We start from the raw sequence: 17623 nt of genomic DNA, 5'->3' as shown, positions 1-17623 counted from the left end.
CCTCGCGCTGACGCGCACGCGTGCCGCTGACGCAGCGCGCACCACCATCACCACTGGAGAACTGACATGCCGAAGCCCACCAAGGGCCCCCGCCTCGGTGGCGGTCCCGCCCACGAGCGCCTGCTCCTGAGCAACCTCGCCAACGCCCTCTTCACGCACGGTCGCATCACGACCACCGAGACGAAGGCCAAGCGCCTGCGTCCCGTCGCCGAGCGTCTCATCACGTTCGCGAAGCGTGGCGACCTGCACGCGCGTCGTCGCGTGATCAGCATCCTGCGCGACAAGTCCGTCGTGCACACGCTGTTCACCGAGATCGCCCCGCAGGTCGAGGACCGTCAGGGCGGCTACACCCGCATCACGAAGCTCGGCTTCCGCAAGGGTGACAACGCGCCGCTCGCGTCGATCGAGCTCGTGCTCGAGCCGCTGACGAGCTCGCCCGCCCCGGTCAAGCGCAACGCGGCACCGGCCGCCGCCGCGCCGGTCGAGGAGACCGAGACCACCGAGGAGGCCCCGGTCGACGAGACCGAGACCACCGAGGAGTCCGCGCCGGTCGAGGCCGAGACCGAGACCGACGCTGCCGCCGAGGTCGAGGCGGACGCCGCCTCGAAGTCGGACGACGCCGCGAAGGCCGACGACGCCGCGAAGGCCGACGACGCCAAGTAGCACCTCGCACCCCGCACCACGACGAAGCCCCCGCGACCCCGGTCGCGGGGGCTTCGTCGTTGCTCGACGCCCTCACAGTGGGGCGTCCGTAACGTTTCCGCCCGACAGGGAGAGAGTCCGATGCAGTTCGAGCACGTGGCCGGTGTGGGCCGTCGGGTCTGGTGGTGGAGCCGGACCTCGGGGACCCAGCCGCGCCTGCTGCACGCCGCGAAGGCGGCCGGGGCGGCGGCGCTCGCCTGGTTCGTCGCCCTGCAGGTGCCGGGGGTGGCGTCGGAGTACCCGTACTACGCCCCGCTCGGTGCCGTGGTCGCGATGCAGACGACGGTGTTCGCCGGACTCCGCAGCGGCGTCCAGACGCTCATCGGGATCGCGCTCGGCATCGTCGTCGCCGGCTTCACGATGTGGATCGGCGACCCCGGCATCATCGCCGTCGCACTGGCCGTCGGCATCGGCGTGCTCGTCGGCGGGTTCCGGGTGCTCGGCGAGGGCAGCACCTGGGTGTCGACGGCGGCGCTGTTCGTGCTGCTCGTCGGTGGCGCGCACGCCGAGGGCTACTCGCTCGGCTACCTCGTGCAGATGGCGATCGGCGTCGTCATCGGTCTCGTCGTCAACTTCACCGTCTTCCCGCCGCTGCACTTCTGGGACGCCGAGCACCGCATCGACGAGGTCAACGACGTGCTCGCCGAGCACCTCGACGGCCTTGCCCACGTCGTGGACGGCGGCGACCGCGACGAGGCCGCCTGGGACCGCCAGCAGGACCGCCTCGATCGCGCCATCGCCGACGTCCGGGCACGGGTGTCCATCGCGCACGAGAGCCGCCGGATCAACCCGCGCGGTGCGCTCCGCGGTTCCCGCGCCCGCCTGCAGCGCGACGGCGCCCGGTTCCGCGCGCTCGAGCGGGTCGCCTGGTACACGACCGACCTCACCGAGCTCGTGGCCCGGTCCGGCCCGGTGTCGGCCAACCTCGGGCGCCCGGACCCGGCCTTCACCGAGCCGCTCGCCCACGCGCTCCGCCAGGTCGCCTGCACCATCCGTGGCGAGTGCCCGCCGGAGGAGGGCGACCGCGCGATCGAGGGCCTCGAGCAGGCGCTCGACGCCTCACGCGAGGACCCGTCGCAGGTGGCGGTCACGTCCTCGGCCCTGGTCGCGCTGCGCGGGATCGTCGAGTCGGAGCGTCGTGCCACGCACGACCTCGAGCTCCGCACCGGCCCGTCCGGCTCCGGGCGCTCGGGGCACTCCGGACACTCCGGGGACTGACGCCTCCGTAGACTCGCAGCGTGAGCGAGCACCCCCGCGTCGCCGTCCTCGGACCGGTCCAGCTGACCGGTGCCGACGGCGCGCCGACCACCGTCCCCGGCGCGCTCGCCCGGTCGTTCACGACGGCGCTGGTCCTGGCCGACGGGCACTCCATGAGCACCGAGGCGCTCATCGCGGTGCTCTGGCCCGACACCCGGCCGAAGGGTGCCAGGGCGTCCCTGCAGACGCTCGTCTCGCGTCTCCGACGCAGCACGGCCGACGGACTCGTCGTGTCGACGAGCACCGGCTACGCGCTCGCGTGCGGCCCGGACGACGTCGACCTGACCCGGGCCGAGCGTGTGGTGGCCCGGCGGGCCGACGCCGAGGCGGTCGGGCACGCCCTCGGCCTCTGGCGCGGCGAGCCGGGCGCCGACGTCGAGGGCGAGCTCGGCGACGCACTGGCCGACCGCGCCGCGGCCGCCCGGCGCGGGCTCCGGCGCGCGCTCGCCAGCGCCCTCGTCGAGGACGGTCGGGCGGACGAGGCCGCGGACCTCTGGGCGGCCGAGGCACAGGCCAACCCCTTCGACGAGGTGGCGGTGGCCGGGAGCATGCGCGCGCTGGCCGCGGCCGGCCGCACCGCCGAGGCCGTCGCCGCGTTCGCGGCGCACCGGGACCGCCTGGTCGACGAACTCGGCGCCGACCCGTCCGCCGACCTCGTCCGGCTGAACGCCGACCTGCTCCGCCGGTCCGCCCCGGCGTCCGGCAGCGTCCGCCGGATCGGCCTGCGTGCCGCGCCGAACGCGTTGATCGGCCGGGAGGCCGACCTCGCCGCCGTCACGCACCTGCTGTCCTCGGCACGGCTGGTCACCGTCCTCGGGCCGGGTGGGCTCGGCAAGACCCGCCTCGCGCAGGCCGTCGCCGCGGAGCTGCCGTCGACGTGCGGCGTCGTGGTGCTCGAACTCGCCCCGCTCGTCGCCGCCGAGGACGTCGTGCCCGCCCTCGGGGCGCTCCTCGGCATCGCCGAGTTCCGCACGACCCGGTCGCTGCGGGAGCCCGTCGCCGCGGACCTGCGGACCCGGGTCGTGCGGGCGCTCGCCGACGGGCCGACCGTCCTCGTGCTCGACAACTGCGAGCACCTGCTCGCCGGGGTCGCCGCGTTCGCGGCCGATCTGCTCGCGACCGTCCCCGAGCTGCGGATCCTCACGACCTCGCGGGCGCCGCTCGCGATCGCCGGCGAGGTCGTGGCGCCCCTCGCTCCGCTGCCCGTCGAGGACGACGGCGCCGCCGTGCGGCTCTTCACCGACCGGGCCAGGGCCGCGCGCCCGGGAGCGGTCCTGCCGGTCGACGCCGTCCGGCGGATCTGCACCCGGTTGGACGGGTCGCCGCTCGCCATCGAGCTCGCCGCCGCCCGCATCCGCGGCATGAGCACCGACGAGATCGAGCGCCGGCTCGACGACCGGTTCGCGCTGCTCCGCGGCGGTGACCGATCGGCGCCGGAGCGGCACCGCACCCTGCTCGCGGTCATCGAGTGGAGCTGGCGGCTGCTCGACGACGGCGCCCAGGAGCTGCTGACCCGACTCGCGCTCTTCCCCGACGGCCTGTCGGTGGACGCGGTCGAGGCCGTCGCCGTCCCCGAGCGGCGGGACGACGCGCTCGACGACCTCGCCGAGCTCGTCGAGCAGTCGCTCGTGCAGCTCGTCGAGCACGACGGGGAGCCCGTGCGGTACCGCCTGCTCGAGACCGTCCGCGAGTTCGGGGCGGCCCGGCTCGCCGAGCGCGGGGCGACGGCCTCGGTGCGTTCGGCCATGATCCGGTGGGGCCGCGACTTCACGGCCGCCCGCCCGCTCTTCACCACCCCGGGTGCGCCGCAGCGACGCTGGTTCCACGAGACCGGCCGCGAGGCCGACAACCTGGTCGTGCTGCTGCGCTGGGCGCTCCGCGCCGGGGACCGGTCGGCCGTCGCGCACCTGTTCGCCGGCCTCGGCGGCTACTGGACGCTGCGCGGTGCCCACGGCGAGGCCGTCGCGGTCGGTCCGGACGTCGTCTCGGTGCTGCGTCGAGCGGCGCCGGCGGACGGGGACCGCACCGCGACCGTCCTGTCGCTCGTGCTGGCGGGCGCGTCGACGGCGTTCAGCGACCAGCGGACGACGGTGCTCGCGATCTCGGCGTTGCGGCGCACCACCGCGGCGGGCCCGACCGGCACGCCGGTGCTCGACGCCGAGGTCGCGCTGCTCATGACCTCCGGACGCCCCGCGGCCGTCGCCGCCCTGCTCGACCGGATGCGTGACGACCCCGACGACGCCGTGGCCTGCCTGGGCAACACGCTCAGCGCACCACTGGCCGAGAACGACGGCGACGCCGACCGGGCGCTCTCCTACGCCCGCCGGGCCGAGGCGCTCGCGGCGACCGTCGACGACGCCTGGGCGCTCGGGTCCGGCGGGGTGACGATGACGCAGCTCCTGGCGCAGCGCGGCCGGTACGCCGAGGCGCTCGCCGCGGCCGACGTCGCCCGGCGGCGGCTCGAGGTGTTCGGTGCCGACGACGACCTGTCCGAGGTCGCCTGGTCCGTGGGGCTCTGCGCCGCGGCGACGGGCGACGTCGACCGCGCCAGGGCGGCAGCGGCCGAGCTCGCGGCGCAGCCGGCGCCCACCCGCGGCTTCGGTGACGGTGGCGGACAGGTGACGGTGCTCGCCCTGGCGATCGAGGCCGAGTGCCTGCGGGCCGTCGGGGACCCGGCCGCCGCCGCAGCGGCGTACGACCGGGCGTGGGCGGTCGTGCTGCCCGAGCGGCGGGCGACGTCGAACTGGATGGTGATGGCGGGGGCGGCCCGGATCGCGACGGTGGACGAGGCGGGGGCGGAGCCGCGAGGCGGAGGTGGTCCGGGCCTCCCGGCCGACCCGCCGGACCACACGGTGACCGCACGCCGCCTGCGGGTGGCGGCACTCGTCATGCTGCGGCTGCGGCCCTGGTGGCTCGACCTGCCGGTCGTCGCGACGGCGCTGCTCGGGCTGGCGCTCGTGACGGCTCGACGCGGCACGCTCGGGGAGGCCGCCCGGTGCTGGGGTCTGGCACACCGGCTGTGCTCGCGGCAGGACTTCGCGGTCCTCGCGCACGCGCGGGTCCGGCCGCTGCTGGTGCAGGCACTCGGCGCCGAGGCCGTGGCGGACGCCGAGACGGCCTCGGCCGGTTGGGACCGGACCGAGGCCGTCGCGCGGGGCCGGGAACTGCTCGAGGGGCTCCGCTTCCCCGTGGGCTGACCGGGGGGGCGTCACGCCTTCCGCATGTAGGCCCGGACGGTGAGCGGGGCGAACACCGCGACGACCACCGCGGCGCCGAGCAGGCTGATCCACAGGTCGCCACCCACCGTGCCGTGGTTGATGAGGTCGCGGACGGCGGTGATGAGGTGCGAGATCGGGTTGACCTCGGTGAACCAACGCAGCCAGTCCGGCAGGGTGTCGGCGGGGACGAAGGCGTTCGACAGGAACGTCAGCGGGAACAGCACGAGGTTCGAGATGCCGGAGACGCTCGACGCGGTCCGCGCGACGACGCCGAAGTAGGCGAAGATCCAGCTGATCGCCCAGGCGACCACGACCACGAGCAGGCCGGCGAGGACCACCGCGCCGAAGCCGCCGGCCGGACGCAGCCCCATGACGAAGCCGACGGTGAAGGTGATCGTCGTGGCGATGGCGTACCGGACGGTGTCGGCGAGCAGCGCGCCGGCGAGCGGGGCGATGCGGGCGATCGGCAGGGACTTGAAGCGGTCGAAGACGCCCTTGTCCATGTCCTCGCGGAGCTGCACGCCGGTGACGATCGACGAGGTGATGTTCGTCTGCACGAGGATGCCGGGGATGATGATCGGCAGGTAGGCGGCGACGTCGCCGGCGATGGCGCCGCCGAAGATGTACGTGAACATGACCGTGAAGACGATCGGCATGAGGGTCACGTCGAACAGCTGCTCGGGCGTCCGGCGGACCTTGACGAGGCCGCGGTACGCCATGGTGAGCGACTGCCGGACGGTGGCACCGAGGCCGGTCGAGCCGACTCCGGGACGCGGGGTGACGCGGGGGCCGGCGGTCCCCGTGGTGGTGATGGTGGTCATGCGTTGCTCCCTTCGAGCTCGCGCTGGTCGTCGGCGGTGTCCGTCGCCGCCGGCTGGCCGGTGATGGTGAGGAAGACCTCGTCGAGCGTCGGCTTCTGCACGCTGATCTCGGCGAGGGAGATGCCCGCCTCGCGGAACGCCACGAGCAGGTCGGTGACCCGGTCCGGGTCGGCCATCGGGGCCGTGAGGCGCGACCCCTCGGGGCTCGCGACCGCCGGGGAGCCGAGCACGCGGGCCACCAGGGCCGACGCGGAGTCGAGCCGGTCGGCGTCGGCGTCGGCGAGCCGGAGCTGCAGCGAGGCCGTGCCGATCGACGCCTTCAGCTCGTCGCCGGTGCCCTCGGCGACGACACGGCCGCGGTCGATCACCGCGATGCGGTCGGCGAGCTGGTCGGCCTCGTCGAGGTACTGCGTCGTGAGCAGGACGGTGGACCCGGTCGCGACGAGCTCGCGGATCGTGTCCCACATCTGCGACCGGGTGCGGGGGTCGAGCCCCGTCGTCGGCTCGTCGAGGAAGATGAGCGGCGGCTGCGCGATGAGGCTCGCCGCCAGGTCGAGGCGACGGCGCATGCCGCCCGAGAACGCCTTCAGCGGCCGCGAGGCCGCCTCGGTCAGGCCGAAGCGCTCGAGCAGCTCGGTCGACTTGCGCCGCGACTCGGCGCGGGACAGCCCGAGCAGGCGCGAGAACACGACGAGGTTCTCGGTCGCGCTGAGCGTCTCGTCGACGCTGGCGTACTGGCCGGTCACGCCGATGAGGGACCGGACGGTCTGCGCCTCGCGGACGACGTCGTGCCCGAACACCCGCGCCTGGCCGGCGTCCGGCCGGAGCAGCGTCGCGAGCATCGAGATGGTGGTGGTCTTGCCGGCGCCGTTCGGGCCGAGCACGCCGTAGACCGTGCCGGCCTCCACACGGAGGTCGACACCGTCCACGGCACGGTTCGTGCCGAACGTCTTCACGAGGCCGGTGGCCTCGACCGCGAGCGGGGTGCTGCTCATAGCGGGTTCCTTTCGTGGCGGATCGTGTCCGGCGGGGGACCGCCGGGTGTGTGGTCGAGGACGATGGTGCGCCCGGCCCCTCACGCGGCACTGACGTGGCGCTGACACGGGGCGTGCTGCGGTGTCAGCGGCCGGGAGGCCCGGCGCCGTTCCGCCTCCCGGCCTCGCGTCCGGCCGTGGTCGCCGCGCGCCCGGGGTCGCGTCCGGCCGTGCTCGCCCCGCCGGTACGGTGGTCGGGTGGACGAGACAGTGCGGCTCCGACTCGACGTCGCCTACGACGGGGCGCCGTTCGCCGGGTGGGCCCGGCAGCCGGACCTGCGGACCGTGCAGGGGGTGCTCGAGTCCGCACTCGCCACCGTGTTCTCGCGGTGGGGCGAGCCGCCGTCGCTCACCGTCGCCGGCCGCACCGACGCCGGGGTGCACGCGACCGGGCAGGTCGCGCACCTCGACCTCTCGCCGGAGCAGTGGGGTGCCCTGGCACGACCGCGGCGATCGGGTGCACTCCGGTCACCGCTCGACGGACTGGTCAAGCGGCTCAACGGCATCGCCGGCCCGCACGGCGACGTCGTCGTCACCCGTGCGTCCGTGGCACCGGCCGGCTTCGACGCCCGGTTCTCCCCGGTCTGGCGACGGTACGAGTACCGGGTGGCGGACCTCGACGCCCCACGCGACCCGCGCCGACGGGGGCACACGCTCTGGCACCCGACTCGGCTCGACCCGGCGGCGATGGAGCGCGGCGCGCTGACGCTGCTCGGCCTGCACGACTTCGCGACCTTCTGCAAGCCGCGCGAGGGCGCCACCACGATCCGGACGCTGCAGGACTTCCGCTGGGACCGTGAGCCCGACGGCGTGCTCGTGGCGCGCCTGCAGGCCGATGCCTTCTGCCACTCGATGGTCCGCGCGATGGTCGGTGCGACGATCGCCGTCGGCGAGGGGCGCTTCGGAGCGGAGCGCCTCGAGGAGCTCCGCACGGCCGAGACCCGGACGAGCGAGTTCAAGACCGCGCCGGCGAAGGGCCTGACGCTCGTCGAGGTCGGGTACCCGGCGGACGAGGCGCTCGCGGAGCGGGCGGAGCAGACGCGGGCGCGGCGGGGATGAGGCGATGTTCACTCCGTTGTGGAGTCGTGATACTCAGTTCTGAAAAATACTGACACTTCAGCGGTCACTCTGCCAGGATCGAGACACGGCGAAGAAGCCACAACGATTGGGGTAGAAGCAATGAAGCGTCTCGGAACGATCCGCGTCGTCGGAGCGATCATCACCGGAGCGATGCTCAGCACGGTCGGTGCGACTGCGGCAAGCGCAGTACCGGTGTCCTCGGTGTCCTCGGTGTCGGTACAGCCCGGTGCGGTCGGGCGCGGGTCGATCGGAACCGTCTCTGCTCTCCCGAGCGCAGCGTCGGGCCAGCAGGGGCCGCAGGGGGAGAACTCCACGAACCGGGTCTCGATCGGGACGATCGTCACCTGGATCAAGAACAACGCACCGTCGATCATCTCCGGGATGAAGAGCGCGATCCGAGGCGGGATCAACAACTTCAAGAACTGGTGGAACGGGCTGTCCGGCTGGATCCGAGCGGGGATCAGCGCGATCTCGCAGATGAGTGTCAACGAGCTCTTCAGTGCGCTCTGGAACTACTTCTTCGGTTGATCGACGACGGAAGCGGAGGGCGCCGGAGCGCCCTCCGCTTCTCCCACGGGGAAGGAACCCGATGATCGAGATGATCGACGTCCGCCTGCGCGGTCGGGGTCGTCCCCGTCTCGACGGGGTGAGCATGCGCTTCGAATCCGGGGTCGTCTACGGCCTGATCGGCCCGAACGGTGCCGGGAAGTCGTCGTTGATGTCAGCGCTCGTGCGGCTGGTACCGGTCTCGTCGGGCAGGATCTCGACGGCTCCGCAGCTCGTCGGAGCCGTCCTGTCTGACAACGGCTTCCATCCGGGGCGCACTGTTCGAGAGACGATCCGACTCCGCTGCCGCTATGCACAGACGGGATCCGACGTCGCCGACGATGCGCTCCGTCGAGCGGGGCTGGAGGCAGTCGCGGACCGAAGGGTGGGGGCGCTGTCCCTCGGGATGCGCATGCGACTGGCCATCACCGCGGCGACGGTCGGCGATCCCGGTCTGGTCGTCCTCGACGAACCGATGAACGGCCTCGACCCGAACGGCATCGCGTGGGTCAGGTCGGTCATCGCGGGTCTGCGACGTCGAGGCTCGATCGTGGTCGTGTCGAGCCACCTCCTGAGCGAGTTGTCGCAGATCATCGACGTCGCTGTGATCATCAGCGCCGGGAAGATCTCGCGCATCGAGCCGACACGGTCGCTCGGGGCGTCCGGTTGCCGTGTCCGCGTCAGTGACCCGAACGCGCTCGTCGAGCGCTTGGCGCAACAGGGGTGCCGGAGCACGTTGCGCGGTGACTGGGTGAGCGTCGAGCTCCCCGGACCCCAGGTCGTGCGCGAAGCGGTCCGGATCGCCCTCGACGTCTTCGCGGTCGAGGAACGTGAGATCGATCTGGAAGACCTCTACGCCACTGCAGCGACCGGCGAGTTCATCGCAGGAGGAGAACGATGATGTCCTTCACGGCGACCTCGTTCCTCGAGTTGCGCAAGCGCGTCGACACCCGCGGTTCCATCGCTGCCTACTCGTTGCTGGGCGTCGTCATGGTCGCCTGCGGTGTCCTCAGCGTCTCGATCGTCCGGTCGGCGCCGTCCTTCGGGGCAGGGGAAGTGCTCGTCGTCGTCGGTCTACCCGTGGCACTCGCGTCCGCGATGGTCGGTGTGGTGTTCGGCGTCGGCGACGGCCGTCTGGGCGGGGAACGCGACGGCGTCCTCTCGGGCCTGTCCCGTGATGCCCTCTACCTCGCGCGTGGGTGTGCGTGTCTCGCGATGGTGAGTGGCTTGGTCGTCGCGAGTGCGCTCGTCGCGCTCGTCGCTGTCGCGGTGGCCTGCTTGCTCGGCGGGGAGTTGTCGTCAGCCTCGTTCGCGCCACAACTCGTCGAAGTCGCAGCGCTCGCGTTCTCGGCGGCAGCGCTGGGCTTCGGAGTCGGAGCGGCTCTCCGGGGCCTCGCGATCGCACTCGTGAGCGTGCTCCTCGTCATCCTCGTCGTCGACACGACGCTCGCACTCACGGGTCCGTGGGCCGACTTCGTCAGGTTCAGCACCGTGCAGGCCGCGATGACCGGGTCCGCTCCCGTGCTGCCGTCCGTGACGTCGGGACTCGTGTGGATCTTCCTGCCGTTCGCTGCCGGTTGGGTCCGGACGCGCACAGTGGAGGTGTGAGGTGTCGGACGTGCAGGGGACCCGCCGAGGGCGATCGGTGGGGACGGCGGTCCTCGTGGTCGTCGCGACGCTTGGTCTGCTGGTCAGCGGGGTCGGCGACCCACCCGCGGTGGTCAGGCTCGCGGCCGCCGCGGTCGCGGTGGGTGCCGGTGCCGGGTCCCTGGCGCTGTCGCGCAACCGGAGCGCCCTCGCGAGGTGGTATGCGATCTTCGTGGCCGTCGTCGTGGTCCGGCTCGTCTTGCGCGCGTGGAGCGGGAGCGGGTAGACGGTGTCGAACGCGACCATTCACCTGCTGGAAACCTGAGGGCCTCCGCAGGTCGCTAGCGTGCTGCCATGCCCAACTCCCTCGGGCGCACTCTGCTGTGCGCCACGGCTGCCGCGACGCTCGTCGCCGCTCCGCTCGTGTCCGTGACCGCAGCGACCGCGAACCCCGAGGGCTCCGACCTCGTGATCGCCGAGGCCTACCTGAAGGCCGGCAGCACCGGCGCCTTCTACAACCAGAAGTTCGTCGAGATCGGCAACCCGACCGACGCACCGGTGTCGCTCGCCGGGTGGTCGCTGCAGTACCGCTCGGCGACGGGGACCGGACCCTTCTCGACGAGCGCGCTCGAGGGCACCGTCCCCGCGAACGGCACCTTCCTGGTGTCGATGGCGGGCAACGGGAACACGCCGGCCGGCGCCGACCTGCCGACGCCGGACGACACCGCGTCGCTGAACCCCTCCGGCACGACGGGCACGCTCGTCCTCGCCGAACAGACCACGGCCCTGTCGCTCCCCGCCGGTCCGGTGACCGCCGGTGCCCCGGGTGTCGTGGACCTGCTCGGGTACGGCGCCTCGAACACCTTCGAGGGCACCGTCCGCACGGTCGAGGGCGCCAACGGCGTGCCGAACGGTCTCGTCCGCCAGGGCACGGCCGACACCGACGACAACGGCGCGGACTTCTCGGTGACGACCACGCTGACCCCGCGGAACGCCGCCGGTGAGACCGCCGCACCGACCGGTCCGACGGAGCCCACGGACCCGACCGAGCCGACCGACCCCGGCGCTCCGGCGGAGGCGGTCACGATCGCGCAGCTGCAGGGCACCACCGACACCTCGCCGTACGCGGGGGAGAACGTGACCACCGACGGCGTCGTCACCGCGGTCTACGCGACCGGGGGCTTCAACGGCTACACGATCCAGACGCCGGGCACCGGCGGCGCGATCGACCTCGCGACCCACACCGCGTCGGACGCCGTGTTCGTGTACTCGTCGGCGACCGCCGGGCTCGTGGCCGTCGGCGACCACGTGCGCGTCACCGGCGCCGTCTCGGAGTACCTCGGCCTGACCGAGCTCACGGTGACGGACGCCGCCGCACTCGAGCAGCTCACCGACCCGGTGGCCGCCCCGCAGCCGGCCGCGGTCGCGTTCCCGGCGTCGGACGCCCAGCGGGAGTCGCTCGAGAGCATGCTCGTCGCGCCGCAGGGCGCCTACACGGTGGCCGACAACTACACGACGAACCAGTACGGCGAGGTCGTGCTCGCCACCGGCGCCGGCCGCCTCGTCCAGCCGACCGAGGTCGGTCGTCCGGGCAGCGCCGAGGCGACCGCGGCCGCGACGTCGAACGCGGCGCGCAAGGTCACGCTCGACGACGGCACGAGCACGAACTTCCTCACGAAGGCGAACCAGGGCATCCCGGTGTCCTGGCTCACGCAGGGGCCGGTCACGGTGGGTGCCACCGCGACGTTCTCGAAGCCGGTCGTGCTCGACTACCGGAACAACGCGTGGAAGTTCCAGCCGACCGCCCCGATCACCGGTGCGACGCCGGCGGACGCCCTGCCCGCTGCGTTCTCGACCGTGCGCGAGTCGGCGCCGCAGGACGTCGGCGGCGACCTGAAGCTCGCCGGCTTCAACGTGCTCAACTACTTCCCGACCACCGGTGACCAGCTCACCGGGTGCTCGTACTACACCGACCGCGCCGGTGACCCGGTGACCGTGAACTCCGGCTGCGACGCCCGCGGGGCCGCCGAGCAGGAGGACTTCCTGCGCCAGCAGGTCAAGATCGTCAAGGCCATCAACGGCCTCGGCGCCGACGTCGTCTCGCTCGAGGAGATCGAGAACTCCGCCCGCTTCGGTCAGGACCGTGACGCCGCCGTGGCGACGCTCGTCGAGGCGCTCAACGCGGCTGCCGGCTCGGACGAGTGGGCCTACGCGGAGTCCCCGGCGACCGTCCCCGCGAGCGAGGACGTCATCCGCCTCGCGCTCATCTACAAGAAGGACCGCGTCGCACCCGTCGGCGAGTCCACGATCCTGCTCGACGACGCGTTCACGAACGCCCGCCAGCCCGTCGCCGACGCCTTCCGCCCTGTCGGGGGCACCGCCGACGACGACTTCCTGGTGATCGCGAACCACTTCAAGTCGAAGGGCTCCGGCACCGGCGAGAACGCCGACCAGGGTGACGGCCAGGGTGCCTCGAACGCCGACCGCGTGCGGCAGGCGGAGGCCCTCGTGACCTTCTCGAGCGACATGCAGGAGCAGTACGGCACCGACAAGGTGTTCATGCTCGGTGACTTCAACGCGTACAGCAAGGAGGACCCGGTGGTCGTCCTCGACGACGCCGGCTACACCGACCTCGGCCCGGCCCTCGACGACACCGAGTACTCGTACGTGTTCTCGGGGCTGAGCGGGTCGCTCGACCACGTCTTCGCGTCGGAGGCCGCGCTCGCGACCGTCACGGGCGTGGACATCTGGAACATCAACTCGACCGAGTCGGTCGGCCTGGAGTACAGCCGCTACAACTACAACGCGACGGACCTGTACCGCGACGACGTGTTCCGCGCGAGCGACCACGACCCGATCCTGGTCGGCTTCGACCTCGAGGCCGCGGGCACGGACCCGGAGCCGACGCCGGAGCCCACGCCCGGCCCGGGTACGGACCCGACGCCTGTGCCGACGCCTGTGCCGACGCCGGCGCCGACCCCTGGTCCGGGTGCGGACCCGACGCCGGTGCCGCCGGTGGACGGGATCACGCCGCCGGTGGTGCCGGTGGCGCCGTCGGAGTCGTCGTTGACGGGTGCGAACCGTGGTGGTGTGTCCGCGCCGGCGGCGGCTCGTGCGGGGGAGACGATCACGGTGACGGTCGGCGCGCAGGACGCCGGTTCGACGGTGCGGGTGTGGTTGTACTCGACGCCGACGGTGATCGGCACGGTCGTGGTCGCGGCGGACGGCACGGTGCGGGTGACGATCCCGGCGGACACCGCGCCGGGGGCGCACCGGCTCGCGGTGACGGCGGCGGACGGCAGCCTGGTCGGGTGGACGACGATCACGATCACCGGTGACGGCCAGCTCGCGTTCACCGGTGCCGACGGCCTCGGCGCGGGTGCGCTCATCGCGTTCCTGCTCCTCGCCGCGGGCGGAGTGCTCATCGTCCGTCGCCGCCGCACGGCCGCGGAGTAGTTCCCGCGCCCCACGGGGGTGCTTCGTGAGCAGGAACGGTCGGGTCGCCGTGCGCGACCCGACCATTCCTGCTCAGCAAGTGGGTCGGGGGTGCCCGCGGGACGGACGGGAGGCACGGTGCCGGGCCGGCACGGGCCTCCCGGCCGACAGGCGGTCACGTTCGACAACGCGAGCCGCGTCGGCTAGGCTCTCACCTTGGTCTGTGCGCCACGTGCGCCGGACAGTCAGATGAGCCCTCCAACCGAGGTGTTCCGCCTGCTTCTGCAGGGGGAACGTCCGACCGGAGTGGGATTCACGGACTCCTCACCTCGACACGAAAGCAGCACTCCTGTGACTCGCACGTTCTCACCGAAGCCGGCAGACGTCCAGCACGACTGGATCGTCATCGACGCGACCGACGTCGTCCTCGGCCGTCTCGCCACCCACGCCGCGGCGCTCCTGCGCGGCAAGCACAAGGCCACCTTCGCCCAGCACATGGACATGGGTGACTTCGTCATCATCGTGAACGCCGACAAGGTCGCCCTGACCGGTTCGAAGCTCGCGAAGAAGGTCTACTACCGTCACTCGGGCTACCCGGGCGGCCTGACGGCGACCTCCTACCCGGAGATGCTCGAGAAGCACCCCACCCGCGCCGTCGAGAAGGCGATCCGCGGCATGCTGCCGAAGAACACCCTCGGTCGCGAGCAGCTCAAGAAGCTGAAGGTCTACGCCGGCGCGGAGCACCCGCACGCCGCGCAGCAGCCCAAGCCGTACATCTTCGACCAGGTCGCACAGTAGTTCCGGCCACGACGACTTCAAGGACACGACAAAACTCATGGCTCAGATCGCTGACTCCCTCGACCAGACCCCGGAGAGCTTCACCACGGAGAGCGCACCCGCCGCTGCCGAGGCCGCTCCCCGTCAGATCCTCAACGTCTCCGGCGGTGCCGTCGGGCGCCGCAAGGAGGCCATCGCCCGCGTGCGCCTCGTGCCGGGCTCCGGCACGTTCGTCGTGAACGGCCGCACGCTCGAGGACTACTTCCCGAACAAGCTGCACCAGCAGCTCATCAACGACCCGTTCAAGGTGCTCGAGCTCCTCGGCTCGTACGACGTCGTCGCCCGCATCACCGGTGGCGGCCCCTCGGGTCAGGCCGGCGCGCTCCGCCTCGCCATCGCCCGCACGCTGAACGAGATCGACCGCGAGAACAACCGCGCGACCCTCAAGAAGGCCGGCTTCCTCACCCGTGACGCCCGCGTCATCGAGCGCAAGAAGGCCGGTCTCAAGAAGGCCCGCAAGGCTTCGCAGTTCTCGAAGCGCTAGTCGTCACCGAGATCGCAATGCCGCGTCTGTTCGGTACCGACGGGGTTCGTGGTCTCGCCAACGGCGAGCTGACGGCCGCGCTCGCACTGGGTCTTGCCCAGGCGAGCGCGGCCGTCCTCACTCACGGACACCACGCGGACGCCCGTCGGGCGTCCGGTCGACCGCGCCCGCGCGCGGTCCTGGCGCGCGACCCGCGCGTCTCCGGCGAGTTCCTCGGGTCCGCTGTCGCGGCCGGGCTCGCCTCTGCCGGCGTCGACGTGCTCGACGCCGGGGTCATCCCCACCCCCGCAGCGGCGTTCCTCGTCGCGGACATCGACGCCGACTTCGGCGTGATGATCTCCGCGTCCCACAACCCCGCTCCCGACAACGGGATCAAGTTCTTCGCCGCCGGCGGGCAGAAGTTGCCGGACGAGGTCGAGGACCGCATCGAAGCGGCCATGCACGACCACTCCGCGCCCACCCCCACGGGCGCCGACGTCGGACGGATCAGCCGCTTCGCCGACGCCGAGGACCGCTACGTGGTCCACCTGCTCGGCACGCTGCCGCACCGTCTCGACGGCATCCACGTCGTGCTCGACTGCGCGAACGGCGCCGCGGCGGGCGTCTCGCCCGAGGTCTTCGTCAACGCCGGGGCCCGCGTGACCCTGATCGGCGCAGACCCGGACGGCTGGAACATCAACGACGGGGTCGGTTCGACCCACATCGACAACCTGGCCCGCGCGGTGCTCGAGCACGGCGCGGACGTCGGCATCGCGCACGACGGCGACGCGGACCGCTGCCTGGCGGTCGACGCCGCCGGCAACGCGATCGACGGCGACCAGATCATGGCGATCCTCGCGCTGTCGCTCAAGGAGCGCGGACGTCTGGCGTCGGACACGCTCGTCGCGACGGTCATGTCGAACCTCGGGCTCATCCGGGCGATGGCGGACAACGGCATCACGGTCGAGCAGACCGCCGTGGGCGACCGCTACGTGCTCGAGAAGATGAACGAGGGCGGGTTCTCGCTCGGTGGCGAGCAGTCCGGGCACGTGATCTTCAACGAGTTCGCCACGACCGGTGACGGCATCCTGACCGGGCTGCACCTGGTCGCCGAGATGGCGCGCACCGGCAAGACCCTGCAGGAACTCGCGTCGTGCATGACGGTGTTCCCGCAGGTGCTACTCAACGTGCGCGGGGTCGATCGCCACGGGCTCGCCGACCAGGGCGTGCAGGACGCCATCGCCGCCGCCGGGGACGCCCTCGGCGACAGCGGCCGCGTGCTGCTCCGGCCCTCGGGCACCGAGCCCGTCGTGCGCGTCATGGTCGAGGCCGCCTCGCAGGAGGACGCTCAGCGCATCGCCGAGGAGCTCGCCGCCGTGGTCGAGCAGCGGCTGGCGCTCGACGCGGCGTAGGGCGCGGCCGCGGCGCGGCGGCGACGCGGCGGCGCAGCGCAACCGTAATTCGCACAACCAAAGTCCGTTCGAACCACACCTTTGCGTGGTTCGAACGGACTTTGGTTGTGCAGGGCGCATCCGAACCGGCACCGGCACCGGCACCGTGCCGGGGAGCAACCCCACGCCCGCGTCCGCGCGCTCGCGAGCGCACCCCCGCCCGGCCTAGATCTTGCGGAGCAGGACCGAGTTCACCTTGTGGTTGGCGCCCTTCTTCAGCACCAGGGTGGCGCGGGAGCGGGTGGGCAGCACGTTCTCGATCAGGTTCGGCTCGTTGATCGCCCGCCACACCTCGGTCGCCGTGCGCACCGCGTCCTCGCGCGAGAGCGAGGCGAACCGGTGGAAGAAGGAGTCCGGGCTCGCGAACGCCTCCTCCTGCAGCGCCAGGAAGCGGTCGACGTACCAGGACTCGATGTCCTTCGTCTTCGCGTCGACGTAGATCGTGAAGTCGAACAGGTCGGACAGTGCGAGCCGGCCGTGCACCGGCGGGGCGAGGACGTTCAGCCCCTCGACGATGAGGATGTCCGGCTGTCGCACGACGATCTCGGCGTCCGGCACGATGTCGTAGACCAGGTGCGAGTAGTACGGCGCCCGGACCTCGGTCGCGCCGCTCTTCACCTGGCTGACGAAGCGGAGCAGGGAGCGTCGGTCGTACGACTCCGGGAAGCCCTTGCGGTCCATGATCCCGCGGCGCTCGAGCTCGGCGTTCGGGTACAGGAACCCGTCGGTCGTCACGAGCTCGACGCGCGGGGTGTCCGGCCAGCGCTTCGTCAGCTCACGGAGCAGTCGTGCGACGGTCGACTTGCCGACGGCGACGGAGCCGGCGACCCCGATGACGAACGGCGTCCGGCCGGCGCGGTCGCCCAGGAAGGCGGACGTCGACGCGTGCAGGTCGCGTGCACCCGCCGCGTAGAGCGTCAGCAGGCGCGAGAGCGGCAGGTAGACCTCCTGCACCTCCTGGATGTCGAGCCGGTCGCCGAGACCGCGCAACTGCACGATCTCGGTCTCGGTGAGCGACAGGTGCTCCCTCGGCGCGAGCTGCGACCAGTCGTCCCGGGGGATCTCCACGAAGGGGGTCGGGTGCGCGACGGCGGTGTCCGGGATCGGCATGGTGACGAGCGTACAGACGGGAGGCCCGGATCACGTGAGCCGACCGGCCCGGGTGATCCGGGCCTCCCGTCCGGCGCTCGGT

14 protein-coding genes are annotated in these 17623 nt (G+C 72.4%); 11 read left to right on the top strand and 3 right to left on the bottom strand.

The features are described 5' to 3' along the window. Positions 1-66 precede the first annotated feature (66 nt). From rplQ to DEI99_RS15690, 3 genes are all read left to right on the top strand, one after another. Positions 67-663: a 50S ribosomal protein L17 gene (gene rplQ, locus DEI99_RS15700; protein WP_111040819.1), complete on the top strand. Its 597-nt coding sequence runs from the start codon at positions 67-69 to the stop codon at positions 661-663. 120 nt (positions 664-783) lie between these two features. Beyond that, entirely contained in the window at positions 784-1920 is a 1137-nt protein-coding gene (locus tag DEI99_RS15695) for an FUSC family protein (RefSeq protein ID WP_111040818.1), read from the top strand. Between the two features lie 20 nt (positions 1921-1940). Beyond that, positions 1941-5156 (top strand): ATP-binding protein, encoded by a 3216-nt coding sequence (locus DEI99_RS15690; protein ID WP_111040817.1) that lies wholly within the window; start codon positions 1941-1943, stop codon positions 5154-5156. Positions 5157-5167: 11 nt separating this feature from the next. Here DEI99_RS15690 and DEI99_RS15685 read toward each other — a convergent pair whose 3' ends face one another. Together DEI99_RS15685 and DEI99_RS15680 are read right to left on the bottom strand one after the other, a co-directional pair. Further along, the gene (locus tag DEI99_RS15685; protein WP_111040816.1) at positions 5168-5998 is read right to left on the bottom strand and encodes an ABC transporter permease; all 831 of its coding nucleotides are present in this window, start codon (positions 5996-5998) and stop codon (positions 5168-5170) included. Then, positions 5995-6993 carry an ATP-binding cassette domain-containing protein gene (locus tag DEI99_RS15680; protein WP_111040815.1) on the bottom strand — a complete coding sequence of 333 codons (999 nt, stop codon included), beginning with the start codon at positions 6991-6993 and terminating at the stop codon, positions 5995-5997. Before DEI99_RS15680 ends, DEI99_RS15685 begins: the two co-directional genes overlap by 4 nt. A gap of 237 nt (positions 6994-7230) precedes the next feature. Here DEI99_RS15680 and DEI99_RS15675 point away from each other — a divergent pair, with 237 nt between their 5' ends. From DEI99_RS15675 to glmM, 8 genes are all read left to right on the top strand, one after another. Continuing rightward, on the top strand, positions 7231-8091 hold the full coding sequence (locus tag DEI99_RS15675; RefSeq protein ID WP_258369217.1) for a tRNA pseudouridine synthase A: 861 nt from the start codon (positions 7231-7233) through the stop codon (positions 8089-8091). A 120-nt stretch (positions 8092-8211) separates the two neighbouring features. Further along, a complete protein-coding gene (locus DEI99_RS15670) occupies positions 8212-8640 on the top strand; it encodes a hypothetical protein (RefSeq protein ID WP_111040813.1) in 429 nt (142 codons plus the stop codon). 70 nt (positions 8641-8710) lie between these two features. Beyond that, entirely contained in the window at positions 8711-9559 is an 849-nt protein-coding gene (locus DEI99_RS15665) for an ATP-binding cassette domain-containing protein (protein WP_258369227.1), read from the top strand. Next, the gene (locus DEI99_RS15660; RefSeq protein WP_146247055.1) at positions 9556-10266 is read left to right on the top strand and encodes a hypothetical protein; all 711 of its coding nucleotides are present in this window, start codon (positions 9556-9558) and stop codon (positions 10264-10266) included. Before DEI99_RS15665 ends, DEI99_RS15660 begins: the two co-directional genes overlap by 4 nt. A 333-nt stretch (positions 10267-10599) precedes the next feature. Beyond that, positions 10600-13701 carry an ExeM/NucH family extracellular endonuclease gene (locus tag DEI99_RS15655; protein WP_220037116.1) on the top strand — a complete coding sequence of 1034 codons (3102 nt, stop codon included), beginning with the start codon at positions 10600-10602 and terminating at the stop codon, positions 13699-13701. 330 nt (positions 13702-14031) lie between these two features. Continuing rightward, a complete protein-coding gene (gene rplM, locus DEI99_RS15650) occupies positions 14032-14478 on the top strand; it encodes a 50S ribosomal protein L13 (RefSeq protein ID WP_027466717.1) in 447 nt (148 codons plus the stop codon). 37 nt (positions 14479-14515) lie between these two features. Further along, complete coding sequence (gene rpsI / locus DEI99_RS15645; protein WP_027466716.1) at positions 14516-15001, top strand: 30S ribosomal protein S9; 486 nt, start codon at positions 14516-14518, stop codon at positions 14999-15001. 17 nt (positions 15002-15018) lie between these two features. Next, on the top strand, positions 15019-16392 hold the full coding sequence (gene glmM, locus DEI99_RS15640) for a phosphoglucosamine mutase (protein WP_111040809.1): 1374 nt from the start codon (positions 15019-15021) through the stop codon (positions 16390-16392). A gap of 204 nt (positions 16393-16596) precedes the next feature. Here glmM and coaA read toward each other — a convergent pair whose 3' ends face one another. After that, positions 16597-17541 carry a type I pantothenate kinase gene (coaA, locus tag DEI99_RS15635; protein ID WP_071259915.1) on the bottom strand — a complete coding sequence of 315 codons (945 nt, stop codon included), beginning with the start codon at positions 17539-17541 and terminating at the stop codon, positions 16597-16599. Between the last annotated feature and the right edge of the window lie 82 nt (positions 17542-17623).

Origin of the sequence: Curtobacterium sp. MCLR17_036, from assembly GCF_003234445.2 — a bacterium.
In the GTDB taxonomy this organism is placed as follows: domain Bacteria; phylum Actinomycetota; class Actinomycetes; order Actinomycetales; family Microbacteriaceae; genus Curtobacterium.
The sequence above is the reverse complement of the archived record's forward strand: the minus strand, read 5'-3'. Positions and strand labels throughout refer to the sequence as shown.

Bases quoted from the DNA above. Each gene is read 5' to 3' on its own strand.
- DEI99_RS15665 (WP_258369227.1), top strand. From the start codon at position 8,711: ATGATCGACGTCCGCCTGCGCGGTCGGGGTCGTCCCCGTCTCGACGGG.
- rplQ (WP_111040819.1), top strand. From the start codon at position 67: ATGCCGAAGCCCACCAAGGGCCCCCGCCTCGGTGGCGGTCCCGCCCAC.
- coaA (WP_071259915.1), bottom strand. From the start codon at position 17,541: ATGCCGATCCCGGACACCGCCGTCGCGCACCCGACCCCCTTCGTGGAG.
- DEI99_RS15680 (WP_111040815.1), bottom strand. From the start codon at position 6,993: ATGAGCAGCACCCCGCTCGCGGTCGAGGCCACCGGCCTCGTGAAGACG.
- DEI99_RS15685 (WP_111040816.1), bottom strand. From the start codon at position 5,998: ATGACCACCATCACCACCACGGGGACCGCCGGCCCCCGCGTCACCCCG.
- DEI99_RS15655 (WP_220037116.1), top strand. From the start codon at position 10,600: ATGCCCAACTCCCTCGGGCGCACTCTGCTGTGCGCCACGGCTGCCGCG.
- glmM (WP_111040809.1), top strand. From the start codon at position 15,019: ATGCCGCGTCTGTTCGGTACCGACGGGGTTCGTGGTCTCGCCAACGGC.
- rpsI (WP_027466716.1), top strand. From the start codon at position 14,516: ATGGCTCAGATCGCTGACTCCCTCGACCAGACCCCGGAGAGCTTCACC.
- DEI99_RS15660 (WP_146247055.1), top strand. From the start codon at position 9,556: ATGATGTCCTTCACGGCGACCTCGTTCCTCGAGTTGCGCAAGCGCGTC.
- DEI99_RS15695 (WP_111040818.1), top strand. From the start codon at position 784: ATGCAGTTCGAGCACGTGGCCGGTGTGGGCCGTCGGGTCTGGTGGTGG.
- DEI99_RS15670 (WP_111040813.1), top strand. From the start codon at position 8,212: ATGAAGCGTCTCGGAACGATCCGCGTCGTCGGAGCGATCATCACCGGA.